Here is a 26403-nt window from a genome sequence, read left to right as displayed (position 1 = left end):
CGTTGAACGTTGTCTGTACTTAGAAAATTCGCCGGGCAAACCGCTATCTATGGGCTGGGTACCATCGTGCCCCGGCTGATTAACTTCCTGCTCACACCCCTTTTTGTGAAGCAGTTTTCAACGGCTGTATACGGTATTTTCACCCTGTTATACAGCTGGGCAGCCATGATACAGGCCATTCTTGCCTTCGGCATGGAAACCACCTTTTTCCGCTTCCTTCAAAAGCACGAAGATAAAGCCCGGGTATTGAACAACAGCTTTTTTGTTGTACTTGTCATCTCCACCTTATTCATGGGTGCGATCTTCTCCGGTGCCAAAGGTATTGCCACGTGGTTGAACAATGGTCAACACGACAGCGATTATGTGACTTATGTTCAGTTATTTACACTTTTTCTGGTTGCCGATGCATTGGCCGTCATCCCTTTTGCTCAACTACGCGCACAGGGGCGGGCCATGCGGTTTGCCTGGCTCAAACTGACCAACGTGGTCACATTCATTGTACTCAACCTGTTTTTCATCTTTTGCATTCCCTGGCTTTTGGTCCACGTTCCGCAGACCATACCCTGTATCGAGGGGTGGTATCGGCCGGGCTGGCTGGGCTACGTATTTATCGCCAACCTTAGTGCCAGCCTGCTGGTGCTGCTGCTCCTCCTGCCGGAGCTGATAAAAATCCGACTACGGCCCGACCGTGCATTGCTGCGTGAGATGTTTGCATACAGCTTCCCCATACTCATTGCTAACATCTCATTCATTATCAACGAGTACCTCGACAAACTCATGATCCCCAAGCTGATTCCGGGCGAAAAGGGTATCTCCGACAACGGTATCTACGGGGCTGTATCAAAGATTGCCGTGTTTTTGAGCATTGCTATCCAAGCCTTCCGGCTGGGTGCTGAGCCGTTTTTCTTCAGTTACGCTAAAAACGAAAATGCCCGGCGTGTTTATGCACTCATCATGGATTACTTCATTATTGCTATGGTATTGGTGATGGTCGGTATCTCAGCCAACATCGAATGGCTTAAATATTTCATCGAAGGTAAGGACACCGAACAACAGGAACTGTACTGGTCGGGTTTGCCCATTGTACCTATTCTATTACTCAACTACGTCCTGCTGGGTATTTACATGAATCTGTCGATATGGTACAAATTAACCGACCAGACACGGTTTGGGCTATATATCTCTGGTATAGGCGCCATCGTAACCATTGTACTCAATGTGATCCTGATTCCCCACTACAGCTATTTCGCAGCCGTTTGGGTGACAACCCTTGCTTATGGCATCATGGTGATGCTCTCGTACTTTTGGGGGCAGCAACGATACCCCATCCCTTACCGCGTGAGCAAAAACATCGCTTACATCTTAGTGGGCCTGGGGGTTTGCTGGCTCACATTTAATGTATTTGATCGCCATATGATCATCGGGAACCTGTTTTTCGTGGTATTTGTTGGAATAACATTCCTCTTGGAGCGCAAGACGCTATTTGCACTACTGAAAAAATAGCCTAAACAACTTCCGGCTCAAATTGCTCATTGATTTCGTCGAGCACCGCCTCGATATCGTCAATCTCCATCAACGACACCAGCTTCATGCGATATTCCTTGAAATGGGGGATGCCTTTAAAGTAGTTCGCATAATGCCGGCGCATCTCGAAAATACCCGTCTTTTCGCCTTTCCATTCGAGCGATTTCCGGAGGTGGGTGCGGCATACAGCAACCCGTTCGGCGAGGGTTGGGCCAGGCAGGTGCTCGCCGGTTTGGAAGAAATGCTTGATCTCGCGGAATATCCACGGATAACCGATAGAGGCACGGCCAATCATAATGCCGTCCACTTCGTACTCCATACGCCAAGCAGCGGCCTTTTCCACACTGTCTACATCGCCATTCCCAAAAATGGGAATACGGATGCGTGGATTGCGTTTGATTTCACGGATGAGGTGCCAATCGGCCTGGCCCTTGTACATTTGCGAACGGGTGCGGCCATGGATGCTCAACGCCTGGATGCCCACATCCTGTAGGCGCTCGGCGACTTCATAAACATTCTTGGTATTGTCATCCCACCCAAGGCGCGTTTTTACCGTAACAGGTAGGTGGGTAGCCTCCACCACGGCTTTGGTCATCGCCGTCATCTTATCGATATCTTGCAGCAGACTAGCTCCCGCACCACGGCAAGCTACATTTTTTACAGGACAGCCGTAATTGATGTCGATCAGGTCGGGGCCCGCCTGCGATGCGATTTCGGTGGCTTCGCGCATCGTATCGATGTCGCTACCGAAAATCTGGATGCCGATGGGACGTTCATATTCGAAGATATCCAACTTCTGGCGGCTTTTAGCCGCATCGCGGATAAGCCCCTCGGAGGAAATAAACTCGGTATACATCATATCCACACCGTTTTGCTTGCAAACAAAACGGAACGGCGGGTCACTCACGTCTTCCATGGGTGCCAAAAGCAACGGGAATGCCCCTAAATTGATATTTCCAATGGTAATAGCCATGCATTCTACCCGATAAACCGGATGCAAAGATAAGGAAAATCGGGAGAATGGCTCTTGGATACGCCACCGGGAGAAAGTAGCTAAATTGTTACGCTACAAGCAGCTAAACCATTGTTGCCTTCACCGAGTCTTACCCAACATATCAATTAATTTAAGAATCGTGAAACCGTCATGGTTTTCAAAAACTACACAGGGAAATAATCAAGCCATGACAGCTTCATCACCACTAAAGAAAAATTTAAACAGATGAAAAAGCGTATTTTAATGATGACGGCGTTACTGATGATGGTAGGGTTGTCTTTCGCACAGCAGCGCGGCCGTAGTACTCCCGAAGAAAATGCCAAACGGGCGAGTGAGCGATTGGAGAAAGAACTTAAGCTCTCCGCCGCCCAAAAGGACTCTGTTTACGCCTATTCGCTTGCGCAAAGCAAAGCGATGCAACAAGCGTTTCAAAACAATCGGGACGGAGATCGGCAAAAAATGGGTGAAAAAATGCGGGAGCTACGAACGCAGACCGATACCAAAATCCTTTCCATACTCGACAACGACCAGAAAAAGGCCTACACCAAACTGATTGAGGAACGGGCCAATCGGATGAGGCAGGGTGGCGGTCGCCGGAGTGGTGGCGGCAGATAACGGTTGGTATAAATAAAGCAGCCGGAAAAGGCGGGGTGTCTACAAGCATCCCGCCTTTTCCGGTATTAACTGGTCTTCAACTTCTTCTGAATATCCTGTACGTAAGCTTTGAACTTCTTGTCGGTTTCAATCAGGTCTTCAACAGTTTGGCAGGCATAGATTACCGTGGAATGGTCCCTGCCACCGAAGAATGCACCAATAGACTTCAATGACGTTTTTGTGTGGTTCTTGGCCAAATACATTGAAATCTGCCTAGCCTGTACGATTTCGCGCTTCCGCAATTTCGACTTGACCATCTCCACAGGCACCTCAAAATAATCACACACCAATTTCTGGATATAATCCATTGATATCTCCTTATGCGAATTCTTGATAAAATTCTTCAGCATGGATTTGGCAAGGTTGAGGTCTATTTCCTTTTTGTTGAGGGTAGCCTGTGCCAACAACGATACCATTGCCCCCTCCAACTCGCGTACGCTATTGTCTATCTGGTTTGCTACGTATTCGATGACGTTATCCGGTAACTCGATGCCGTCCGAATACATCTTCTTCTTGAGGATAGCCATGCGGGTTTCCAAATCGGGCACCTGCATATCGGCTGAAAGCCCCCATTTAAACCGACTCAACAAACGCTCTTCCAGACCGGCAAGGTCCTTTGGCGGCTTATCTGACGTGAGGATAATTTGCTTGCTCGACTGATGGAGGTGGTTGAATATGTGGAAAAAGATATCCTGCGTACGTTCTTTACCGGCAAAATTATGTACATCATCCATGATGATGACGTCCATCGCCTGATAGAAATTGACAAAATCGTTAATGGTGTTGTTTTTCAGGGAATCGACGAACTGCTGGCAGAATTTTTCGCACGATACGTAAATGACCAGCTTGTCGGGTAGGGTGTGTTTGATTTCATTGCCGATCGCCTGGGCCAGGTGCGTTTTACCCAACCCCACCCCGCCGTATATCATCAATGGGTTGAACGAAGTGCCTCCCGGCTTGCTCGCGACGGCGAAGCCCGCTGAACGGGCTAACCGATTGCACTCGCCCTCGATGAAATTATCGAATGTATAATGTTGGTTCAACTGTGGATCAACCTGTAGTTTCTTAAGACCCGGAATGACGAACGGGTTCTTGATGTCCTTATTAAGCGCTACCGGTATGGGGATCGATTGTTTCTTAGCTTCGGCGCCATTACCACTTGAGGGGATATTGGTGGTATATGGGTTGCTCGTGGATGATTTTTCGACAACGATGTTGTACTCCAATCGTCCATTTTCACCCAGATGCTTCTTTATCGTTTTGCGCAGCAAGCCGACATAGTGCTCTTCCAGCCATTCGTAAAAAAATAAACTCGGTACTTGAATAGTCAAAACGTTACCTTCCAACCGTACAGCCTTAACGGGCTCAAACCAGGTCTTATAACTTTGTGCCGGAATATTATCTTTGATGATTTGCAGACAACTATCCCATACACTCGTGCTCGTTTTTTCCATTCGTTAAATCTTAAAAAGTTGATATCCAATAAATGATCGAAAAAATGTTGATAACTTCTCCGTGAAACGAAGGTGGCAAAAAAAAACCACCTAAAAAATTAAAAAATGAAATATCAATTAATCATTTTAACATCAACAACTTAGGTGTATTTTTTACGTAAATTATATTGGTTAAGCCCAAGTGTTCAAAATTTCTCAACATTAGCTATTACCGTTGGGGTTACGTGTTAAAGTTACGTAAACTTTAGGCAAACTTATCGTAAAAAAGCAATTAAAAGCAGCCATTCAGGCCGTACCAATCCGCTTGCGCTTGGCGGCCACAATCCAGTCAACTCCCAATACCGTTATCAGTATGAGAAGGCCCAACACTTCGCGTGTTTCCTCTATCCACGGTTTATCGGCTTTCATGGACTGCACCAGGTCTTTTGCTTCATGGTGCTGCACCCAATCAAGCACACCGTGTTTGAATATGAGGAAGTATGCCACGAATGCGAGATACACTGCAATACCTAACGCATAGCTCCACACCAGGTAACGGCCGCGTGCCGCCATAAAACATGCCCACGCACCATAGCCGTACAAAGCTATCCACAAGAGAGGGTCCACATCGTTATACTGCAATGCTGCACTGACTAAAAACAGGATGCAAAAAATAATATTAAAAGCTTTCATGGAAATACATGTTTGAATGAACCAAACTTAGATAAAGCTGCTTAAAAAAGCAACTTAATTCGCCCCCGTCTGCTCTCACCGGCGCTCATGAACGCTTGTACGGTTACCAGCCTACTCGGCTGTCATTGAAAGACCGCCTTATAGCGGAAAAAAATAATCTTTTTTAAAACCTTTTTTACACTGATGTGTCTTCTTGGTAAACGATGTGCCGGGAGTGCTTGAGTCTATCAGGCTGAGATTACATCCCCGAACCTGATCTGGATAATTCCAGCGAAGGAAAAGCACACCAGTATGACGAAAGTCGTACAGTCCCCATTCCGGCTATGGCTGGAATGGGGTTTTTCGTGTGTGGGTGCCCCACCGGCGTGGACTATACCTCGGCGGTTTCGTAAGCACTTAGCGGGGGGCAGGCACAAATCAGCATGCGGTCACCCTGTGAGTCGTTGACGCGACCCACCGCCGGCCAGAATTTGTGACGGCGTACAAACGGCAGCGGAAAGGCTGCCTGTGAGCGGGCATAGGGTTTATCCCACGCATCGGTAGATACCATCGCGATGGTATGTGGTGCGCCTTTCAACAGGTTGTTCGCCCGATCGGCATAACCTTGCTCGACCGCAGCAATCTCTTCGCGGATGGCAATCATCGCGTCGCAAAAGCGGTCAAGCTCTGCCTGAGACTCCGATTCAGTAGGTTCTACCATCAAGGTCCCTGCAACGGGGAAGGACACCGTGGGTGCATGGAAACCGTAGTCCATGAGCCGCTTGGCGATATCACCCACTTCGATTCCCACCGCTTTGAACCCCCGGCAATCCAATATCAGCTCGTGCGCACACCGGCCATTAGCTCCCGCGTAGAGCACTGGGTAGTGTCCCTCCAATCGGGTTTTGATGTAATTGGCATTGAGGATAGCGTACTGCGTAGCGTTGGCAAGCCCTTCGGCACCCATCATTGCAATGTACGCATGCGAAATCAGCAGGATGGACGCCGACCCCCACGGTGCCGCAGATACAGCGCTGATGCCATCGGCACCGCTTACCGACACCACCTCATGGTTGGGCAGGAATGGCACCAGGTGCTTAGCAACGCCAATAGGGCCCATGCCCGGGCCACCGCCGCCATGCGGTATACAGAATGTTTTATGCAGGTTAAGGTGGCATACATCGGCACCGATGCGCCCGGGGTTAGTGAAACCCACCTGTGCGTTCATGTTGGCACCATCCATATAAACCTGTCCACCGTGTTGGTGAATAACTTCACATATCTCAATAATAGGTTCTTCGAAAACACCGTGCGTAGAGGGATAGGTAACCATCAATGCAGCAAGATCTGATGCGTGCTGCTCCGCTTTGACGCGTAGGTCGACCACATCAATGTTGCCGCGCTCGTCACACTTCACCACCACTACATCCATACCCGCCATACTGGCGGATGCGGGATTGGTACCGTGAGCCGATGCTGGAATAAGCACCACATTGCGGTGCATATCTCCTTGGCTTTCGTGGTATGCGCGGATCACCATCAGCCCGGCATATTCCCCCTGGGCGCCCGAGTTGGGCTGGAAGCTCACCTTGTTAAATCCGGTGATCTCACTTAACCACTCGTCCAGCTCGCCGATAAGCTGCATGTATCCTCCCACCTGGTCTACAGGGGCAAACGGATGGATGCTACCGAATTCGGGCCATGTTACGGGAACCATTTCGGTGGTTGCGTTGAGTTTCATGGTACATGATCCCAATGGAATCATGGAATGGCACAACGAAAGGTCTTTGGCTTCCAGCGACTTGATGTACCTTAGCATTTCGTGCTCGGAGTGATAGCTATTAAACACTGGGTGGGTGAGGTATGCCGATGTGCGCTGCAAGGCCTGCGGAATGGCCGGGACGATACGTTGCGCCTGTGCTTGCAGGTCCGCATCGTCGAGCTTTCGGCCCTTCAATTTAGCAAAGATACGCACAAGGGTCTCGATATCCTGGTATGTGGTGGTTTCGTCTATGGAAATGCCGGCAATGGTGCCTTGATAATGGAGATTCACCTCGTTGTTGAGCGCCTCCGCATGTAGCGGCCCGGCAAGTTCACCCAACTCTATCCGCAGCGTATCGAAATACGTTTCGTTATATTGGGTATAACCCAAATGCTGCAGTGCCTTGTCGAGTAGGTTGGTCAGTCCATGGATACGGTCGGCGATCTGCTGCAAGCCCTTCGGCCCGTGGTAGGCAGCGTAAAACCCGGCCATGATGGCTAGCAGCGCCTGCGCCGTACAGATATTGGATGACGCTTTATCGCGCCGGATATGCTGCTCTCGGGTTTGCAGCGCCATGCGCAACGCATATTCGCCGTCTACATCCACGGTAACGCCGATGATGCGGCCGGGAATATTCCGTTTGTAAGCGTCTTTAGTGGCGAAATAAGCCGCATGCGGTCCGCCGAAACCCATAGGGATACCGAAGCGCTGGGTACTGCCCACCACCACATCGGCGCCCCACTCACCGGGAGCGGCCAGCAATACCAAACTCAGCAAATCGGCCACCGCACATACCGAGATGTTGCGGTTATGCAATTGCTCCACCAAGTGCTTGTAATCACTTATCGAGCCGTCACCAGCCGGATATTGCACCAACACACCGAAAATAACATCGCTATCGGGAATCTGCTGCAGGTCACCGACCATCAGCTCAATCCCGTACGATTGCGCCCGGGTACGCAACACAGCTAGCGTTTGCGGAAACACATTGTCCGATACGAAGTACGTATCCGCTGCTTTGTTTTTGCGGAGCCCATATTGCATAAACATGGCTTCGGCAGCAGCCGTCGCTTCATCAAGCAGTGAGGCATTGGCTAACTCCATCCCCGTAAGGTCAATGACCATGGTCTGGAAGTTGAGCAACGCCTGCAAGCGCCCTTGTGCTATTTCCGCCTGGTAAGGCGTATATTGGGTGTACCACCCCGGGTTTTCAAATACATTACGCTGGATGACGCCGGGCAAGGTAACATCGTAATATCCTTGGCCGATGTACGATTTAAACACCCGGTTTTTATCGGCCACACCCCGCATCCGCTGCAAGTACGCCGTTTCGCTCCATGCATCCGGCAGGCGCAGGGGCGTCGTGGTTCGGATTTGTGCGGGAACCGTTTCATCCATCAGCTGGCCGAGGCTTTCGAGCCCTAGCGCGTCAAGCATGTCGGCGGTCTCATCGGCGCTCGGACCGATGTGCCGCCCTTCGAATTTCTCTTGGAAATGTATTTTATTCATTCGGATATGTTACTACCGTAGTGCAGCCATGCTGCTTTGTAAGCAGCCGGTATTTTCGGGGGCAAAGGTACGGATTTTAACGTGTGAAATAAAGGGTTTCGACACCCCATCCACAATGGTTTTTAAATGGTAGCATGTGCGGTCGCTCGGATCAAAAAAAGCTTTTGCCCTGCATCTTTTTTGTAAGCGGAATATTGACTATCTTTCCGCCAGATTACGGCCGTAATGGCTGCCACTCTGATATTAGATAAAAACGACATGATATGAAACCTACAGGCTTCCTTTTATTGTTATTCGTGGTATTTTCAACACCCAGCTACACGCAGGAATCCCTGTCGCCTTTTCTTTTTGATGAATACCACGACGCGGTAGTACATTTTCACGGCGGACAAACATCGACTGAAAAAGTGAACTATAACCTGGTGGAAAGTGCGCTTCATTTCATCGATCAGCGGGATGGCCAGGTAAAGGTAGTGGCTGATTATCGGGGCATCGACTCGCTCGTCATCGCTGGGCGCACTTTTCTCCTAGACGGTAAAAATGCATTGGAAAAAGTATCGAGCAGTCCCATCATGTACATCCGATTCAACGCGAACAGTACGCTCAAACCACCTCCCGTGGCCTATGGCGGCACCAGCAAGCTTGCTTCGGTCGATGTCTATTCGACTGCATTTTTTCGGGGTTTGGGATCGGACCGCAAAACTCCAGAACACGAGGTATCCGAGATTTACCACGATTACGTTATCGAGCATGGCGGAAAGCAGAAGAGGTTCTCCAACTTCAAGCAGCTCTACCGGATATATCGTAACCACAGCGAAGCATTGGAGAAATACGTAGCTGACCACGAGTTGGATTTCAATGATGTAAAGGGCATCATTGCATTATGCCGTTATGCCGAAAGCCTGTGATAACTGCGGAATACCTTGATTTTTATGCGTGTTATCCCATTACTTTCCCTTCATAGAAGCAGGCAGGTCAGTTCTGCTGGACGGGCTGTCAAGTGAAAAATATCGGAAAACACGAGACAAAAAATTTCCTAGTAGATTATTTTAGCACTTGAAATCCAGCCGAAAAACTCTCCGAAGTCGCTTTCCAAAGTCTCCGAAGTCAATTTTTAAACGACCACCGTCACTTCAGAAAGCCTCCGAAGTCAGTTTTTGAAGTGACCAAGCGTCATTTTTGGCTGATTTCAACAAAAAAGCCGCCTCGTTTGAAACGAGGCGGCTGGAAATGCCGATCGGAAGACCGGGCTTTAGCGGATTTTCTCGAAAGTTAAACCGTCAACCACCGCCTTGACATGTTTGCCCGGGTGGAACAGCAGGCGCGTGCGGAAAATGTTCGCCCCGGTCACTTCCTCCTCGGTATCACTTCCCGTGCTGTTGCTCCCCAGGCGGAACGCGCCGAGGTTGCCCAAGCGTACGATATAGCCGTGGGAAATGTTGCGCGGGATTTCGCGTACCAGGCTCTGCAAAACGGCATAAACATCGGATTCCGTAAGTGAAGACGAGTATGAGATGTCCGCCGCCAGGTCTTCAAGCGTGATTTCTCCGGAATGCACCGGACGTGGGTAAAACTTCTTCGGTGCATCCGGGTCGCCCGGTTTACCGATTTCCAAAACGTTGAATTTAATTGCCATGTTTCTACTTTTTTTAAAACATTAAACCATAGAATAATACTCCGTGCCGCGGGCGGTACCTTTCCCTCGGCATTACAAAGTTGCGGAACATGTCAAGAAGGCGTGTCGGAATTGGCGGCTTTGGCGGGATTGACGGAATTGGCGGTTTTGTCGCGCACAAAAAAACCGCCTCGCCCGAAGCGAGACGGTTATCCCATAAAATCTTTGCGCTGTCGTGGCAAACCCTTTGCCAACTGTCTGGGTTCAGGATTGGCGCATGAAACGTGAAAGTTCCGCTACCGGAATGCCCAGGTAATCCGAGGCTTGATAAACCGTCACATGCTGGTGCTTATCGAGCCCAAACATATCCCGGATCTTGTTGATGAGCCGCTGGCAGGTGCGTTCGCTCTGGCCAGTGATCCGTTGCAGATCCGAAGGATAAACAGCTAATCTTGGTAATGATATTTCCATATCTGCCAAATTGCTCCAGCAAAATTACAAATCTATCAACGCAAGCGAAAATATTCACCTATTTTTCTTTGATTTAGCGATCACTTTTACGAATTTCATAATTGCCATCGCAGCACGATTTTTATATTTTCAACGCTGGTAGAACGCGTATTACGAAAATGGCAACCACGCTATCGCCCATTACTTCCCCAATTCACCTAACAACTCCTTTACCGCCCGCTCCAACTGCGGGTCTTTGCCTTCCAGTCGGTCCATGAAGGTATTCTTGACCATAATATCGGGCAACACACCGGTCAGCTCCAGGTCGTCGCCTTCCAGTGTATAACAACCCCATGCCGGCACCCGGTACGACGAGCCGTCTACGAGCCCCTTGGCCGACGTGAAGATGATCCAGCGGTAGGTTTCGGTACCGATGATTTTACCCAGTTTCAACGCTTTGAAGCCAGCGGCAGTCATCTCTGCATCGCTGAGCGACTGCTCGTTTACCAGTAGCACAATAGGCTTGCCCGATGGGGCAAAGTTGCTCTGCGGTGAGCGCTTGCCACCGCGGTATTGCCATTGCAGGTATGGGCGTTGCGAAAGGAAGCGCAAGACCTCATCGTGCACGTTGCCACCGGTGTTGTACCGTAGGTCGAGGATGATGGCATCTTTATGTGCCTCCTGCTCTACCATGTCCAATAGAAAGCGCTCCAGCTCGGCTCCGCCCATATTCTTCATATACGTGTAGGCAATACGGTCCTGCCCCAGTGAATCCACCTTGTGGCGGTTATTGCGTATCCATTCATCGTAGTGATGATCGCACATGGCACTGCTGCGTTGGGGCCGAACCTTAGCGGCCACTTCCGCCCCGCCTCGCCGGAAAGTGAGCACCATTTCATCGGCCAGCGACGGCCGTGTGAAATACCGGTCACGATCGGCCAGGGTATCCACCCGTTGCCCGTTAACCGCCACCAACACATCGCCAGGCCGGATATCAACTTCCTTGCGGGCCGCATTGCTCCGGTCCACCACGCGCAACACGCGGTAGGGGTTCTCATTGTCAAATACCACACCCGTTTCATTGGTTACCATCGAGAAATCCTTACGCTCGTCGCTGCCGCTTGAGTTGAAGCCGAGGTGCGACGAGTTAAGCTCGCCCAGCATATCATTAAGCAGCACCCGCAGGTCTGCGCGGCTGTTCAGGTAGGGCAGGTAAGCCGCATAGCGGGTTTTCACCGCGGTCCAATCCATCCCGTGGAAATCATCATCGTAAAAATTCTCTTCAATGCCTGCCCACGTCTCGTAGAATAGCTGGTTGAACTCGTCTTCCAGATTGCGGCGGAATTTGAAGGCGATGTCCACCTTTTCGAGCTTGTTGCCATCGATGTTGTATTTCTGCACGGTGCCGTTGGAAAGAGCATAGCATTTCCCATTTACCTCCACCAGGTTACCCACGCCACCGTCAGCTACCTTCTCGGTCTTGTCGTCTTCAAACGCCTCACGTACTGTCCGGTAAAGGGCCCGCCGCCCACCATCATGGTTCGAGGCATAAAAGATGTAGATCTTCTCGCCTTTTTTAAATGTTTTGGGATTGCTTTGCGTGCCAAAAGCCGGGCCTATCCGGGTAATGCGGTCGAGCAGCCCCTGGGTATTGATTACAATGGGCGTATTGGCAATCGCCGTACTATCGGCATCATCGCCTTTTTCGCCGGCTTTATCTTTGCCCATCTTTTTGCTGTCGTCGCCTTTCTCGTCTTTCTTTTTCTCCTCGAAAAGCTCCTCGAACTTATCGATCCGGTACGGTTCATCAAAATCATCCAGTGCCATGCGGTAGATGCTGGCATCGCGCATACCGGTCGGGTAGGCCGGTTTGGTGCGGTTGCTGGCGAAGTAGATGGATTTACCGTCGGGCGACCATACCGGCGAGGCCTCAGACACGCCCGTATTGGTGAGGTTGATGGTTTGCTTCTTCGCGATATGGTGTACAAAGATATCCTGTTCGAAGTTACGGTGGGCCGTAAACAGGATGTATTCGCCATTTGGCGAAAACGACGGCTCGGAGTTCTGGAACGCCCATATTTCATCATTCACCACGGTGGCGCTTTTCAGCGTTTTGAGGTCGAGCAGGCGCACCTCGTCGCGCCCACTGAGGTATACCGCCTGGGTGCGCTCAGCGTTGAGTGTGATATCGCGGTTGCTGCGCAAGTCGGCCGTGAGCTGCTTGGTGCCGCCGCTACCATCGGCCGCTATGGTGTACCAATTGGGGTAGCCCGCATGGGTCTGGTTAAACAGCAGCGTTTTGTTGTCGGCCAACCACTTCACCTCCATGGCCCGTTCGCCCGAGCTTGGCATCTGCTTGATAAACTTCCCTTCGATATCGCTCACAAAGAGTTCCCCACGCGAGATGAAAGCCAGCTTCTTACCGTCCGGCGATACATCGAAATAGGAGATGTTTTCGTTCACATCAAACTCCTGTTGGGCATCTAATATCGCGTTCCGGCCCACGGAAACATCGGGTTTTATGGTTTGCTTGGTAGCTACATCGTAAATATACAGCTGGTAATCTTTTTCGAAGACCACTTTCGTGCCGTCTGCCGATACGTTAGGGCGCTTGATTGAGGTATCGAAATGGGTCAGTATCCTCTTTTCTCCATTCGTAAACGTATAGAGGTTGTATTCGCCGTTGGTCTCGTCGGAGGCGAAGAACACATTGCCCTGCCGATCCACGGAAGCCCAGAAATCTTTGCCTTCGTAATCGGTATACTGGGTAAACGTGTGAGTGGTGGGATGGTATCCCATAATGTCGGGGTTATACGCTCCCTTGTAGCGCTTGCGGTTCGCGTTGAAATAGCTTTCCCACGTGTTATTGAAAAGCAGTTCGCCATCGGGCTTTTCCACCACCCCGTGTATGGTATTGAAATAATGGGGGAAGAGCCGTTCCGCCGTTCCGCCCTGGGCCGCCACGACATAAGTGGTGAAGCGGTTATAGCGCCCCGAGGTGAAGTAGATGGTCTGGCTATCCCAGCTCCAGCTGTCTACCTCATCGGACGCGTCGTGGTGGGTAAGCTGCCGGATATCACCCCCGGCTAGGGGCATCACGTACACATCGTGGTTACCGAATTGGTTGGCCGAGAATGCCAGCCACTGGCCATCGGGCGAGATACGTGGGGCGATTTCATCGCCGCGCATGGCCGTGAGGCGAAGCGCCTGCCCGCCAGCGGAAGACACGCTCCACAGGTCACCCGAATAGCTGAAAACGACGGTCTGCCCATCCGGGCTCAATGTCGGATATGAAATAAATGTTGGTGAAGTCTGCGCATGGGCGGAAAGTGATGCAAATGCGAGGACTGCCGTCAATAGGCAGGCGTTGATGGTATTCATGTTTTTAAGTCTATTGTGCTGGCTGCAATATTAACGAAAATTAACAACAACATCCGACCTCCTTTTGGTAGTTTTGAGGATGTTTATGCTGAAACCGTGGCTTACGCTTGTTTTCATCAGCATGGCGAGCCTGTTCGTCCACGCGCAGCCATACCTGCTGACTGGGCAAGTAACCGATGACCAGGGCGAGCCGGTACCGTTTGCCAGCATCTATCCCAAAAGCAGGGTAAGCGGCGGTACGTCAGCCAACAGCGAAGGCATATTCAAATTGGCCCTACCCGCCGGCAAACATGAATTGGTGGTCCGTTCAGTAGGCTACCGGCAAGTCATCGAACCGGTTGCCATGGATGGGGATAAACACATATATATTACCCTCCTCGCCGAATCGTACCTGCTGGATGAAGTGGTGATCGGTAACGGCGAGGATCCGGCCTATGCCATTATCCGGCAAGCCATCCGGCAACGCAAGAAACACCTGCACGAAGCTACCCCTTACACAGCGAATGTGTATATCAAGGGTGTGCAGCGACTGCTGCAGGCACCCAAAAAGTTCCTCGGTGTGGACATCGATCAAATCGGCCGTGAAATCGGGCTGGACTCCAACCGCACGGGAATCGTGTACCTTTCCGAATCCGAATCGCGCATCACCGTACGGCCACCCGACGATTTCCGCGAGGAAATGATCAGCTCGAAGTTTTCGGGAAATAACCGCGCATTCAGCTTTAATCGGGCAGCCGACCTGAAACTCAATTTCTATGAAAACAACCAGCCTATCATCGAGGGGCTGAGCCCGAGGCCTTTCGTTTCGCCCATTGCCGACAATGCCCTCGGTTACTACCGATACCGACTGCTGGGTACTACCGAAGAAAACGGGCTTACCATCCATAAAATCGAAGTGACGCCGCGCCGTAAGGGCGAACCGCTCTACCAAGGCGACATCTACATTATGGATGGCCTTTGGCGGGTATACGGCGTAAACTTGCAACTTACCAAAGCCTCAGGAATCAATATCATCGACACCCTGGATATTCGGCAGGAATATATCCCGATAGACAGCGCTCAATGGCAACCATCAAGTATTCGGTTTGATTTTGTAGGTGGTCTACTCGGGTTCCGGATAGGCGGCTATTTTGTGGCGGTATACAGCGATTATGCGACACACCCAACCATCCGGAAGGGTGCATTCAACGAGGTGTTGCGTATTGCCGAAGGGGTTAATAAGCGCGACTCGCTCTATTGGAATACCCACCGCCCACTGCTGCTCACCGAAGAAGAACAGCTAGACTATATCCGCAAGGATAGCCTGCAACGCCGGCGCGAGTCCAAACCATACCTCGATTCGCTCGACCGGGTTTCCAATCAACTGAAACCGCAAGACCTACTGACCGGATATACGTACCGCAACCGCGCGAACCGCTCGTCACTTTCCTTCGACGGCTTAGCAACCTCGCTGCTCTTCAACAGTGTGGAGGGGTTGGCGCTCAACTATGGTGTACGGTACTCACGGCAGGTCGATACGGTGCTGAACCGCAATTTCACGCTATATGGCAACATCCGCTATGGTTTTGCCAACGAGCGGTTCAACGGCTATGCGGGCTCCTCGTTCCCACTGGGCAAGAGCTTCTTCCACGTGTATGGGGGCAGCAACATGCAGGATATAAATAACCGGGGATCGCTGCCACCACTCTTCAACACCATCACCACCACCCTTTTTGGCCGCAATTACCTCAAATGGTACGAGCGTACCTTTGGTGGGATAGCATGGCGTTATACCTTGCCCGCCAACGTGCACGTAACGACTTCCGCCGTTTGGGAAAACCGCCTGTGGCTGCCAAACAGCACGGATTATACCTTTTGGGATCGAAATAAGGAACACCTCACCTCCAACAACCCGCTGGCGCCGGCAGAAGACACACCGCTGTTTCCGGAAAACCGTGCTTTTAAAGTGACCTTGGATCTCAGCTACGACTTCAGTACCAAGTACGAGACGTATCCGCACCGACGAGTGTACCTGCCATCGCCGTGGCCCACCTTATCTCTTTCTTATACGAAGGGGGTGCCACAGCTATTGGGAAGTGATGTGGACTACGATCTGCTAGTGACGCGATTGCATAAACCGGATATCGGCCTCGGCTTATACGGCCGTATGGCATTTGACGTACGAGTGGGCACATTTCTGAATGATAAATCCCTCTACTATACCGACTACCGGCATTTCAAAGGTACACGCACACTCATCAGCGATCAGCAATCGACGACTTTCCTGTTGCTGGATTATTACCAGCACAGTACGCCGGGAAATTTTGTGGAAGTACACGGGGAATACAACCTCTCTACGCTGCTCACGAGCAAAGTGCCCCTGCTCCGCAAGCTCAAACTGAACGAGATCATCGGTTTACACTACCTGCATACGCCGGGCATTAAACATTATGGGGAAATCCATGCCGGACTCGAATGGCAGCGCCTCCGGATCATCTATGCACGGTCGCTCGGAAGCTCGGGCGGTCTGGGTGAAAAAGAAGCCGTCCGGATAGGATTGCGGTTATTCTAAGTCGCCCTTAACCCAGCGAAGCGGTAATCAGCTGCAAGAATTCTTGCCGAGTACGTTCCTTGGCAAACTCGCCGGTAAATGCGGAAGTGGTAGTTACTGAGTTTTGCTTTTGAATACCGCGCATACACATACAGAGGTGCTTGCATTCAATAACGACAGCCACGCCAATCGGGTTTAACGTCTCTTGGATGCAATCGCGGATTTCGTTGGTAAGCCGCTCCTGCACCTGTAAGCGGCGCGCATAGATGTCTATCACCCGGGGAATCTTGCTCAAACCCACAATGTGGCCATTCGGGATGTAGGCTACGTGCGCCTTGCCGAAGAAGGGTAACATGTGATGTTCGCACATCGAATATACCTCGATATCCTTTACCACCACCATCTGGCTGTATTCTTCCTCAAACATGGCACCCCGCAAAACGGCAGCCGGATCGACATCATAGCCGTGGGTGAGGTATTGCAGCGCCTTGGCCACACGCTCGGGTGTCTTCTGCAGCCCCTGGCGTGCGGGATCCTCGCCCAACAGTGCCAATATTTCCGCATAATGCGACGCGATTCGGGCTACCTTTTCAGGGTTATAACGGTCTATCTTTACGTACCCGTCTATTTCTTCCTCGTTGAGGGGGAAATCGTTGTCCATTGCTCAGTTTTTATGTTTGGCACTATTCATCGCCAAAATATTCCACGGAATTATTCTCGGTTTCAACCAGCTTCACCGAATGAAGTATGGCCCCGTTTGCTGCGACGTGAGGCTTCAATTGCTTGAAAATCTCAATAGCCAACACCTCGGTAGATGCCATTTTGCCCCGCATAAAATCGACATCGAGATTGACGTTACGATGGTCCAGTTTATCGATCACATGGGTCTCAATGATATTTTTCAGCTCCTTCAGATCAATCACAAACCCCGTCTGCGGGTTAACCTCACCCTTTACCGTTACAAACAATTCGTAATTGTGCCCATGCCAATTGGGATTGGAACACTTGCCGAAAACAGCCTCATTTTGTTCCAAGCTCCACTCCTCGCGGTATAATTTATGCGCCGCGTTAAACCGTTCGCGCCGTGTAAGATATATCATAGCGTGCAAAGATAAGCTAATTTGCTGATTTGGCAGTCTGCTTTTTGCTAATGTGCTTTTTGCTTTTTTGCTCGTCTGTTCAGCAAAGTACAAATAGCAAAGTGCAAAACCGCAAATGGCAAATCACAAAATCCGTACCTTTGCAGCCGTGGATACCACCCATCAACGATATTTCATCGAAATCGCTTTCGACGGCGGCGCCTACCACGGTTGGCAGATCCAATCGAATGCAGTTGCCGTGCAGGAAGTACTCGAAAAGGCGCTGGCCACCCTGCTACGTAAGCCCACGGCCACGGTGGGTTGCGGACGGACAGATACTGGCGTACATGCCAAGCAATTGTTTGCCCACTTCGATTGGGAAAGTACTGTATTTCCGTTGGAAGAACGCGAATTCCTACACCGGCTCAATGCGTTGCTCCCACACGATATAGCCGCCAAACGGCTCATCGCCGTGGCACCGGATGCCCATGCGCGTTTCGATGCCGTAAAGCGATCGTACGAATACCACGTGCATCTCCACAAGGATCCTTTTCTGCACGGCCGCTCCTGGTTGTTGCGCGGTGCCCCCGATGTATCGGCAATGAACGAAGCTGCCTCCCTTTTGCATCAGTATGAAGATTTTTCATGCTTCAGCAAATCCAATACCCAGGTGTTTACCAACAATTGCCGCGTTACACATGCCGAATGGCAATGGACAGGCAACAACCGCTTGGTGTTCCACATTTCGGCCAACCGTTTTCTACGCAATATGGTGCGGGCCATCGTGGGTACATTGATGGAAATCGGCCGTGGCGAGCAGGCTCCCGAACACATGCATAGCGTTATCCAAAGCAAAGACCGCGCTGCGGCTGGCACCTCGGTCCCGGCATGTGGCTTGTACCTCACCAAGGTGGAATACCCCTACGTGAATGCCATTTGACAAATCGATGAACCGAGATATTCCGACAAAGTCGTACTTTTGCAGCTATCCATGAGCGAACCGAAGGTAACCGGGAAAACATATGATGCACAGCTGCTCCGCAGGATGTTGCGCTATGTAAGGCCATATAAGGGGGTTTTTGTGGTCTCCGTATTGCTTACCATCCTCATGGCCGGCGTGGCCCCGGCACTACCCATGGTGGTGGAATACACGCTCGATCGGTTTATTCTCCAGAATGACATCGATGGCCTCCAACTGATGCTCATGCTCATGCTGGGGCTGCTGCTGCTACAGACTGTTGTTCGCTATTACCACACACTAACGACCAATACATTGGGTCAATCGGTTATCCGCGACCTCCGCATCCATGTGTTTAATCACATTACCGGCCTCCGGCTCAAGTATTTCGACCGTACTCCGATAGGTAGGTTGATAACCCGTACCATTTCCGACCTCGAAACCATTGCCAATATTTTTTCGCAGGGGCTTATCCAGATCATCGGCGATCTCCTCCAGCTCGTGGTGATCCTTGGTGTTATGTTTTACACCGACTGGCGACTTACACTGATTGTATTGATCCCTATGCCATTAATGATCGGCGCAACATATGTCTTTAAGGAAGCGATGAAATCGGCCTTTCAGGATGTTCGCAAATGGGTTTCCAACCTCAACACGTTCTTGCAGGAACACATCACGGGAATCAGTATCATCCAATATTTTGCGCGCGAGGAACAGGAAATGCGTAAATTCAAGGCGGCTAATGCGGAGCACCGAAATGCCCATATCCGGGCAAACTGGTATTTTTCCATCTTTTTTCCGGTATTGGAAATCATCATGGCGATATCCTTGGGCCTACTGGTGTGGTACGGCTCCAAGCAGGTGCTGGCCGATACGTTGTCGCCCGGTGTAATCGTGGCATTCATTATGTACATCAACATGATTTTCCGCCCCATCCGCGAGCTGGTAGATAAATTCAATACGCTGCAAATGGGCATGGTCAGTGCCGAACGGATTTTTGCAGTACTCGATACCGACGAGCAGACACCCAACAGGGGCATCCAACAGCCGGAACACATCCGTGGGGAGATTGTGTTTGACAACGTGTGGTTTGCGTATAATGAGGAGCAATGGGTGCTGAAAGACATCAACTTTACGGTGAAGCCCGGCGAAACACTGGCACTGGTGGGCGCCACGGGCGCGGGAAAATCATCGACCATCAATATCCTTAGCCGCTTTTATGAAGTAAACAAGGGTTCTATTCGGCTGGATGGTGTAGACATCCGCGAGTACGAACTTAATTACCTGCGCCGCACCATTGCCACCGTATTGCAGGATGTGTTTTTGTTTTCAGACTCCGTGGCCAGCAACATCAGCCTCAACGATCCTACCATCAACCGGGAGCAAATCGTGGCAGCCGCCAAACAGGTAGGTGCCCATGAGTTCATTATGCGGCTACCGGGGGGATACGACTATAAGGTGCAGGAACGTGGGGCAACCCTTTCTTCGGGCCAAGCCCAGCTGATTTCATTCATCCGGGCATTGGTGCACAACCCAAAGATATTGGTGCTCGATGAAGCGACCTCATCCGTAGATACCGAGTCGGAAGAACTGATCCAACAGGCGATCGATAAGTTGATGGCGGGGAGAACCTCCATCGTGATTGCTCACCGCCTTTCCACCATCCAAAAAGCAGATAAGATCATCGTGCTGGATAAGGGCGAGATGAAAGAAATGGGGTCGCACCAAGAACTTCTCCGCATCGATGGGTACTACAAGCGACTGTACGACCTACAGTTCCATTCCGCTGGGATATAAAGCAGCACACCGCTACACGCGGCGCGGCACCAATGGCTTTATCTTGAGGAACGCGATGCCACCAACTACGGCAAGACATAACCAAAGCACGTCGACCAGCAGGATATCCGACTCGCCTTGCCGATAGGTAACCCATAGCCAATTGCCAGAATACAAACCGTTTGCCACCGGCACAAGCAAGCTCAATATACTGCCGAGCAGCAGCGTCTCTTTGTTGGTTTGCCTTAGGTTGTGCCGGGCAATATAAATAGCAGACAACATCAGCCAACTCCAAAAATAGATGCGGTAAATGAACTCCATACCTCCAGCACTGTTTACCTTCACCGCGATAAATGAAAATGCAGTAACCGGAAATAGCGTTAAGCAAGCGGCAACAAAAATATTGGATGCCCAGAAATTGAATACCCGTTTGTGGTTAGGTACATTTTTCTTGTCACGCGCCACCAGCCAGATAAGGATTCCGGTAATGATGACTACGCACCCAACTAATCCCAGAATGAAATAAACCACTTTCAACGGATAGCCGCCATAGTCACCGAAATGCAGCCGGTAGACAAGACTCTTTACTTTGTCGAGGTAGGTGGCCCCTTGCTCGGCCGACTTATGCTGGGTAATCACGCCGTCTGATACACGATAACAAACTACCCCTTGGCCCGCGAAATGCCACTTGGTCTCCGGCTCGCCCGTCATCAGGATGTGCATATTCTCGTCGCCATAATTGTTGATGGAAATGCTGGTGATAAACGTATGTGGCCACAGTGCCTGCGTTCGCCGCACGAAGTGATCGATATCGGGCTTCGACTCCAATGGCTTCGCCAAAAACTCATGGTGGGGCGTGAGGTAATAGGGAAGTTGCAAATCGCGGTACACCGCGGTTTCATCGCCCTCATAAAGGGCCTTACTGAAAGGAACAACCAACACCGAGCTGATGATGAGCATTACCCCTGTTACGGCGAACATGAATTGGTAAGGGAACCCGATGACCCCGAGTGCGGTATGAGCATCTGTCCAGATGGTCTTCCATTTTGACCACGGACGAAACGTATAAAAGTTCGAGAGGATCTTATCCCAATGCAGTAGCAAGCCGGTAATGAGTGCAAACAGAAACAGGAAGGAAACCAATCCGGCTACCACGTAACCGAAAGGGTAGCCAATCCGGATAGGCACCTCGTTTAACTGAGCAAGGAAATGGAGCCGGTACAGAAACTCGCCCAAATCATAGGAAGATGCATAGGTTCCGGTTTCCTTTTTGTGGAAATCATAATTGAAAAAACTCCGTTCAGCTGCTTTGTCGTTATTTATGGTGTCTTTGGAGGGCTGCAACCCCACATAAGCCCGGAAGCTGTTGGGCTGCATGGTGAACGACAGATCGCGGCCATCGAGGCCATATACCCCGTCCAATGAATCCAGCAATGTATTGAAAACCACGGTGCTGTTATAAGGCTGATGTCTGCCCGACGCATCGTTTTGCCAAGCAGCAATCTCGTCTTTGAAAAACGCAAACGACCCCGCAAAGAACATCACATACAACACGGCCGCTATGAAAATACCGCTGATGGTGTGGGTATGGAAATAAACGTTATATCGTCTGAGGTTCATTAGCGATATCAACTAAAAAAAGGTATGCAAAAAACCACGGTCAACACGGCATAAATCAACCAGATTTTCCAGACGTTCTCGACCAGAAACGCGAGCAGCAACAGCACCGCCCATAGCATGATACAGCTAAAGTACGCGGTAATCAGCACGTCGCCCGGATTAAAAAAATGGGCCAGCAGGAGGTGGAACGAAACTGAAACGGCATAACCGCCGAAGAAGCCGGCCGTAATCTTCAATAACCGTACAATCGGTGACTTGGTAAGGTATTTTTTATTCGCCGGCATGGTTATGAACGGATGAGGAATTCCAACAACAGACTAACGGCGGCCAGTATGAGCAGCTGTCGCCGGCGGACGAATCCAAAGGGAGCCAGCAGTACCACCAAGCTCCCCGCACACATGGCGTAAGCCAGCATGGCAAACGATCCGGCTCCCCAACCCATCGTGATAACCAATAATGTCCAGCCGGCAAAAAATACCAGGGCGGCGGCCCACCGGAAGCCCTGCGGGTTTGCAGCCATCCGCCGCTGTAATAACGGCGCAGCGGATGGCGTTTTCACCGTCTTCGACGTGCGGTAACATAGGTAAAAACCTACGAGGAAAAGAAGGCCGATCAGGGTGTACATTACTCCATCGTAAGCTTACTGATGGAAGATACGTTCGCCCCGATAATTTCCAGTCCCCGGGTTGCACTGGCACCTTGTATGTCTATTGTATACACGGCATAACGCTCGGCCGACTCCCGCAGCACAAACTGAGCCGTTTTTCCACCAGCTTCAACGTATACGGGGAAGTCATACCAAGGAGCTTCATACTCCGGCGCGCCGTCTACGTAAGTGATTGTCTGGTTGATCGCATCGGCAATGGCAAGCTTCACATTCACCGGCCCACCACCATCGCGTTCCGACTGGTCATTATTGTCTGTGAGCAAGGCCACCAAGAATTTGCCGCCTGCTAGGTAATTACCCCGTACAATTTTCTTTCCATCGGTAGCAGCTTCCACATCGAAGAAGTAGTCTTCGTCAAACGCTTCTGCCCCGCTCTTTATGCGAAGAAAGGCTGAAGGGTTTTTCGAACCGAATGCACCTGACCAAAGGTAAGTGTCGCCATTTTCGATCTGTTGCAGGCTACGCTGGCAAAACCAGAATCCGCTTACGCCGGTACGCCCGTCGCGGATTACTTTCTCGAATTCGAGGCTGGGATAATCGAATATAGCCACCCACGTGCTATCTTTAAATTGCGTGGTCTGCCCAGAAACTCCAGGTGCGCAATAAAAGGGTGCATACAACTTGTCGTCCACTTGGAAAATGCCCGACATGATGGCCACTTCGCCATTACCTACAATCTCTGCGATATCAAACGAATTTTGTGTAGCAATCTGTAGGTTCTTCGCGTCGTAGCTCATAATCGTGGCTATCGGATTTGCCTTTTGGCTGGTGAGCGATGTGAAAACAAATGCGTCGTCATTGACCGGTCCATAAGCCAATGCCACCACGGCATTGATGGTGTTTCCGACCGCTTCGATTTTTCCTTGCTTGTTTAGCTTATACGGTGTAATGGGCCCCTGCCCACCCCAAACCAAACCGAAAATGCGGTTGTTCTGGTTGATAAACGAGTATCCGTCTGTTTCAGTACCAACCCCTGTCGTAGACAGCTTACCCGTGGAAATGTCATCGGCAGGGACAATGTAGGTTGCCGTCTCCTCGCCGGAGCCCACGGACTGGATCTGGAAAACGTAGCGCGAATTACCTTCCACAGGCGGTTCCGGAGCCTCAGGGCCATCATCCGAACAGGCACCGAGTACTAATGCGGTCAGCATAGCTAACGTCAATTGTTTATAGTTCATCGTCATCTTATTTTGGATTTTATTAGTGATCTTTTGTTAAGAAATAGCGTAGTTTAATACTGAATGATCGGCCAGGCTTCTGCAGGTGGTAATTGTCGTAAAGGATGTGATCGGCCAGGTTACGGCCGTCCAGCACCACGTTGTACCGCCCGTCTCGCATCGTATACATCAGCATTGCATCATGCGACCATTGGCGGGGTATTACGCCGGTCTTGATATCGCCCTGGCTTGGCCAGCGGAGGAAAAACGAATGGACATAAAGCAGGTTATAGCCCAACGTGAGGGTATTGCCCGCCTTCAGCGGGCCCGGCCACGACACTTGTGCATGGGCATTGCCGAATAGGTATGGCATATTGGGAATCCGATCGTTGAACACGGGACTCGGCGTTGAAGAGCCTTCCTCATATTTGGTTCGATTACGCAGGTTTTGATACGTGGCATTTACACCAAGCTCCATCAACTGCCGGAAGGAATAGCGAACCTCACCTTCCACGCCGTGATTACGGACATCGCGGAGGTTAGCGTACCGGAATTGGGCGACACCAACCGTACTTACTACCGGCCGGATATAGCCTATTGCATTGCGATAAATGTAATTTGCCTGTGCTTGAAGGCTGTGGTCCGTACCCACGCGCCCAGCAACATGCATACCGAGGTTGATATTATCGCTTTTTTCAGGTTCGAGTGTGGTATTGGCGCTTACATTGATGGCGTCGCCAAATAGTTCTTCGCCTTCTGGCAAGCGATAGCTTTTTTCATAAGATGCTTTTAATTGGATATGGGGTTTGATAAAATAACTCGTAGCCAGCCCATAGCCGGTGCCGTTGAACGTGCTATGTTGCGGATAGTGGGTCCAATCGATGACATACGTAGAGCTATTGTCTTGGAAATATTGCTTGACGAAAGCCGTAGCCTCCCACTGGCCGTCAACCAAGTAGCGGTAGCCCAAACCAACCACTGTTTTATTTACAAGCTGTGGTTGCTTTGCAAGTTCGTCATCTGGCGAGATCTCATCTTTCCCTTTTCGATTGAAGCCGCTATAAACGGCATTGGCTACGAAAGTATGGTAATCGTTCACATGGTAGGAAAACGTGGCATTGGCCGTCGAATTGTTATTACGGAACCGATAGAGGCTACGTGACCGTTCGCCACCTGATGCCCAAGTGCCACTGGGGGTCTTGTATTTGCCCGTGCCCGACCAGCTATATTGTTTAAAAACAGTATCTACGGCGCGGCTCTCCCCAACGTTGATATGGCCGTTGAGGTGGACCGACAGCCCCCTGACCAGAAAATCCGACTTGGCATACTTGACCGAGGGTACAACGATATTGCCATCGGTGAACCGGTCGCCATAGACGTCGAACATCCGGTTGCCTGTCTGTATCTCGGAATAGACCTGACCTAGGGTGACTCCAAAAAGCAACTCGTCGGCATAAGGTTTATCAACCACACCCGCACTGGCGATAATTGTTTCATTGTGGTAAGTGTCGTGGAACCGCTTGGCCCAGCCTTCGCGTGTGCGGCCCGTGGCAAAATCCTCGACGATATCCACAAGTACCTTGTAATTGTTGTCTGAATAATTCTGGAAAGCATTCAGTTGTGCCGTAAATCCGCCTGCAGATGTGTACCGGGCATTGACTGTGGACCTATGCGTGTTGAATGAACCATATGAATAGGATATATCCAGGTAGTTACGCCGACTGGTATTAGTAACGATGTTGACTGCGCCACCCAACGCATCACCACCCAGTGTAATGGGTACCACGCCCTTGTACACCTCTATCCGATCGGCCAAGTTAATAGGGATGTTGTTGATTTGGAAGGCTGATCCAAAGTTTTCCAAAGGCACGCCATCGAGAAAGAACTTGACCTGCTTACCCGAGAAGCCGTTGAGCGAAAAGTTGAACTTGGAGCCCACTCCTCCAGTTTCCCGCAGGCGAGCACCTGAGACGCGATCCAGCGCATGCGCAAGATCCAAGGTGGAGTTGTGTAACTGCTTGGCGTCAATCGCCGTGACATGGAAAGCCTGCCGGTTGACCTGCTGGTGAACGGCAATGCCGGTAACATCCACCTCATCAATCGCAATGACCCCCGCAGCCAGCACAAAATTCAACTGCTGCTGTGCGGTACCAGAAATTTCAATTTCTCGGGATTGCGGCATGTATCCCACGCTTTGGACGGTGACCGTGTAGTGGCCAGGCGCCAATTGCTTGAGGAGGTAGCGGCCATTCTTGTCGGTAAGTACGGTTTCACCGCCGGTCAAACGCACGGTAGCTTTAACTAGTACCTCACCGTACTCATTACTGACCTTTCCGGTGAGCTGTGCCACCGGTTGCTGGGCAGACGTTGTAAAAAAACTCATACAAAGCCCACCGATAAGCAAAAATAGCGTATTTTGCACTACTTTTTAAATTATCACGATTTATGAAGTAAACCCCTATCGGGGCGGTCGCGCAGGTTCCAGCTGTGCGGCCTTTTTTTATTTTAACCCGGGCAAATGTATAAAATTATTTGTACTGAGTCTAAATAATCAATGTTTTTTTTCGGAAAAATTGGGGTGCCGTGTTCGCTTCAGCTTTTTTTGCTAACAAAAAAGGCTGC

General features: G+C 50.7%; 20 protein-coding genes and 1 riboswitch. Of the genes, 6 read left to right on the top strand and 14 right to left on the bottom strand.

Translation table 11 applies throughout. The annotated features are described in order from the left end of the window. Positions 1-9 precede the first annotated feature (9 nt). Entirely contained in the window at positions 10-1503 is a 1494-nt protein-coding gene (locus VNQ80_RS00740; RefSeq protein WP_325635358.1) for a lipopolysaccharide biosynthesis protein, read from the top strand. A gap of 1 nt (position 1504) precedes the next feature. Here the strand turns inward: VNQ80_RS00740 and dusB are convergent, their stop codons facing one another. Continuing rightward, positions 1505-2497: a tRNA dihydrouridine synthase DusB gene (gene dusB / locus VNQ80_RS00735; RefSeq protein ID WP_325635356.1), complete on the bottom strand. Its 993-nt coding sequence runs from the start codon at positions 2495-2497 to the stop codon at positions 1505-1507. Between the two features lie 246 nt (positions 2498-2743). Between dusB and VNQ80_RS00730 the strand changes: the two genes are divergently transcribed. After that, positions 2744-3133 carry a hypothetical protein gene (locus tag VNQ80_RS00730; RefSeq protein WP_325635354.1) on the top strand — a complete coding sequence of 130 codons (390 nt, stop codon included), beginning with the start codon at positions 2744-2746 and terminating at the stop codon, positions 3131-3133. Positions 3134-3198: 65 nt separating this feature from the next. On the opposite strand, the gene dnaA is transcribed toward VNQ80_RS00730, so the two are convergent. From dnaA to gcvP, 3 genes are all read right to left on the bottom strand, one after another. Continuing rightward, entirely contained in the window at positions 3199-4626 is a 1428-nt protein-coding gene (dnaA, locus tag VNQ80_RS00725; RefSeq protein ID WP_325635350.1) for a chromosomal replication initiator protein DnaA, read from the bottom strand. Between the two features lie 285 nt (positions 4627-4911). After that, positions 4912-5298 (bottom strand): transmembrane 220 family protein, encoded by a 387-nt coding sequence (locus VNQ80_RS00720; RefSeq protein ID WP_325635348.1) that lies wholly within the window; start codon positions 5296-5298, stop codon positions 4912-4914. A gap of 200 nt (positions 5299-5498) precedes the next feature. Beyond that, positions 5499-5595: riboswitch (TPP riboswitch) on the top strand. A gap of 73 nt (positions 5596-5668) precedes the next feature. Next, complete coding sequence (gene gcvP / locus VNQ80_RS00715; RefSeq protein WP_325635346.1) at positions 5669-8548, bottom strand: aminomethyl-transferring glycine dehydrogenase; 2880 nt, start codon at positions 8546-8548, stop codon at positions 5669-5671. Between the two features lie 263 nt (positions 8549-8811). Between gcvP and VNQ80_RS00710 the strand changes: the two genes are divergently transcribed. Beyond that, on the top strand, positions 8812-9456 hold the full coding sequence (locus VNQ80_RS00710; protein WP_325635344.1) for a hypothetical protein: 645 nt from the start codon (positions 8812-8814) through the stop codon (positions 9454-9456). A 344-nt stretch (positions 9457-9800) separates the two neighbouring features. On the opposite strand, the gene VNQ80_RS00705 is transcribed toward VNQ80_RS00710, so the two are convergent. From VNQ80_RS00705 to VNQ80_RS00695, 3 genes are all read right to left on the bottom strand, one after another. Continuing rightward, complete coding sequence (locus VNQ80_RS00705; RefSeq protein ID WP_325635342.1) at positions 9801-10184, bottom strand: HU family DNA-binding protein; 384 nt, start codon at positions 10182-10184, stop codon at positions 9801-9803. 243 nt (positions 10185-10427) lie between these two features. Next, positions 10428-10634 (bottom strand): hypothetical protein, encoded by a 207-nt coding sequence (locus tag VNQ80_RS00700; RefSeq protein WP_325635340.1) that lies wholly within the window; start codon positions 10632-10634, stop codon positions 10428-10430. A 180-nt stretch (positions 10635-10814) separates the two neighbouring features. Further along, the gene (locus VNQ80_RS00695; protein WP_325635338.1) at positions 10815-13994 is read right to left on the bottom strand and encodes a S41 family peptidase; all 3180 of its coding nucleotides are present in this window, start codon (positions 13992-13994) and stop codon (positions 10815-10817) included. A gap of 85 nt (positions 13995-14079) precedes the next feature. Here VNQ80_RS00695 and VNQ80_RS00690 point away from each other — a divergent pair, with 85 nt between their 5' ends. Continuing rightward, complete coding sequence (locus VNQ80_RS00690; RefSeq protein ID WP_325635336.1) at positions 14080-16545, top strand: DUF5686 and carboxypeptidase regulatory-like domain-containing protein; 2466 nt, start codon at positions 14080-14082, stop codon at positions 16543-16545. Positions 16546-16552: 7 nt separating this feature from the next. On the opposite strand, the gene folE is transcribed toward VNQ80_RS00690, so the two are convergent. Together folE and VNQ80_RS00680 are read right to left on the bottom strand one after the other, a co-directional pair. Further along, positions 16553-17185: a GTP cyclohydrolase I FolE gene (folE, locus tag VNQ80_RS00685; RefSeq protein ID WP_325635334.1), complete on the bottom strand. Its 633-nt coding sequence runs from the start codon at positions 17183-17185 to the stop codon at positions 16553-16555. A gap of 22 nt (positions 17186-17207) precedes the next feature. Beyond that, positions 17208-17624, bottom strand: a complete 417-nt coding sequence (locus VNQ80_RS00680; RefSeq protein ID WP_325635332.1) for a 6-pyruvoyl trahydropterin synthase family protein — start codon at positions 17622-17624, stop codon at positions 17208-17210. A 115-nt stretch (positions 17625-17739) separates the two neighbouring features. Between VNQ80_RS00680 and truA the strand changes: the two genes are divergently transcribed. Beyond that, positions 17740-18543 (top strand): tRNA pseudouridine(38-40) synthase TruA, encoded by an 804-nt coding sequence (gene truA / locus VNQ80_RS00675; RefSeq protein WP_325635330.1) that lies wholly within the window; start codon positions 17740-17742, stop codon positions 18541-18543. A gap of 51 nt (positions 18544-18594) precedes the next feature. Continuing rightward, positions 18595-20358: an ABC transporter ATP-binding protein gene (locus VNQ80_RS00670; protein WP_325635328.1), complete on the top strand. Its 1764-nt coding sequence runs from the start codon at positions 18595-18597 to the stop codon at positions 20356-20358. A 12-nt stretch (positions 20359-20370) separates the two neighbouring features. Here VNQ80_RS00670 and VNQ80_RS00665 read toward each other — a convergent pair whose 3' ends face one another. Genes VNQ80_RS00665 through VNQ80_RS00645 form a run of 5 tightly spaced genes read right to left on the bottom strand, consistent with a single transcriptional unit; the run spans position 20371 to position 26164 of the window. Next, complete coding sequence (locus VNQ80_RS00665) at positions 20371-21957, bottom strand: PepSY-associated TM helix domain-containing protein (RefSeq protein WP_325635326.1); 1587 nt, start codon at positions 21955-21957, stop codon at positions 20371-20373. Between the two features lie 8 nt (positions 21958-21965). After that, positions 21966-22241, bottom strand: coding sequence for a hypothetical protein (locus VNQ80_RS00660; protein WP_325635324.1), 276 nt, complete (start codon positions 22239-22241; stop codon positions 21966-21968). A 2-nt stretch (positions 22242-22243) separates the two neighbouring features. Next, positions 22244-22582, bottom strand: a complete 339-nt coding sequence (locus VNQ80_RS00655; RefSeq protein WP_325635322.1) for a hypothetical protein — start codon at positions 22580-22582, stop codon at positions 22244-22246. After that, a complete protein-coding gene (locus VNQ80_RS00650; protein WP_325635320.1) occupies positions 22582-23802 on the bottom strand; it encodes a DUF4374 domain-containing protein in 1221 nt (406 codons plus the stop codon). Before VNQ80_RS00650 ends, VNQ80_RS00655 begins: the two co-directional genes overlap by 1 nt. A 22-nt stretch (positions 23803-23824) precedes the next feature. Then, complete coding sequence (locus tag VNQ80_RS00645; RefSeq protein WP_325635318.1) at positions 23825-26164, bottom strand: TonB-dependent receptor; 2340 nt, start codon at positions 26162-26164, stop codon at positions 23825-23827. Positions 26165-26403 lie beyond the last annotated feature (239 nt).

Source organism: Parapedobacter sp. (assembly GCF_035556095.1).
Taxonomy (GTDB): Bacteria; Bacteroidota; Bacteroidia; order Sphingobacteriales; family Sphingobacteriaceae; genus Parapedobacter.
This window is presented reverse-complemented; position numbering and strand designations above follow the sequence as displayed.

Excerpts from the sequence above, each read along its gene's own strand:
- dusB (WP_325635356.1), bottom strand. The coding sequence starts at position 2,497 with ATGGCTATTACCATTGGAAATATCAATTTAGGGGCATTCCCGTTGCTT.
- VNQ80_RS00730 (WP_325635354.1), top strand. The coding sequence starts at position 2,744 with ATGAAAAAGCGTATTTTAATGATGACGGCGTTACTGATGATGGTAGGG.
- dnaA (WP_325635350.1), bottom strand. The coding sequence starts at position 4,626 with ATGGAAAAAACGAGCACGAGTGTATGGGATAGTTGTCTGCAAATCATC.
- VNQ80_RS00720 (WP_325635348.1), bottom strand. The coding sequence starts at position 5,298 with ATGAAAGCTTTTAATATTATTTTTTGCATCCTGTTTTTAGTCAGTGCA.
- gcvP (WP_325635346.1), bottom strand. The coding sequence starts at position 8,548 with ATGAATAAAATACATTTCCAAGAGAAATTCGAAGGGCGGCACATCGGT.
- VNQ80_RS00710 (WP_325635344.1), top strand. The coding sequence starts at position 8,812 with ATGAAACCTACAGGCTTCCTTTTATTGTTATTCGTGGTATTTTCAACA.
- VNQ80_RS00705 (WP_325635342.1), bottom strand. The coding sequence starts at position 10,184 with ATGGCAATTAAATTCAACGTTTTGGAAATCGGTAAACCGGGCGACCCG.
- VNQ80_RS00700 (WP_325635340.1), bottom strand. The coding sequence starts at position 10,634 with ATGGAAATATCATTACCAAGATTAGCTGTTTATCCTTCGGATCTGCAA.
- VNQ80_RS00695 (WP_325635338.1), bottom strand. The coding sequence starts at position 13,994 with ATGAATACCATCAACGCCTGCCTATTGACGGCAGTCCTCGCATTTGCA.
- VNQ80_RS00690 (WP_325635336.1), top strand. The coding sequence starts at position 14,080 with ATGCTGAAACCGTGGCTTACGCTTGTTTTCATCAGCATGGCGAGCCTG.
- folE (WP_325635334.1), bottom strand. The coding sequence starts at position 17,185 with ATGGACAACGATTTCCCCCTCAACGAGGAAGAAATAGACGGGTACGTA.
- VNQ80_RS00680 (WP_325635332.1), bottom strand. The coding sequence starts at position 17,624 with ATGATATATCTTACACGGCGCGAACGGTTTAACGCGGCGCATAAATTA.
- truA (WP_325635330.1), top strand. The coding sequence starts at position 17,740 with ATGGCAAATCACAAAATCCGTACCTTTGCAGCCGTGGATACCACCCAT.
- VNQ80_RS00670 (WP_325635328.1), top strand. The coding sequence starts at position 18,595 with ATGAGCGAACCGAAGGTAACCGGGAAAACATATGATGCACAGCTGCTC.
- VNQ80_RS00665 (WP_325635326.1), bottom strand. The coding sequence starts at position 21,957 with ATGAACCTCAGACGATATAACGTTTATTTCCATACCCACACCATCAGC.
- VNQ80_RS00660 (WP_325635324.1), bottom strand. The coding sequence starts at position 22,241 with ATGCCGGCGAATAAAAAATACCTTACCAAGTCACCGATTGTACGGTTA.
- VNQ80_RS00655 (WP_325635322.1), bottom strand. The coding sequence starts at position 22,582 with ATGTACACCCTGATCGGCCTTCTTTTCCTCGTAGGTTTTTACCTATGT.
- VNQ80_RS00650 (WP_325635320.1), bottom strand. The coding sequence starts at position 23,802 with ATGAACTATAAACAATTGACGTTAGCTATGCTGACCGCATTAGTACTC.
- VNQ80_RS00645 (WP_325635318.1), bottom strand. The coding sequence starts at position 26,164 with ATGAGTTTTTTTACAACGTCTGCCCAGCAACCGGTGGCACAGCTCACC.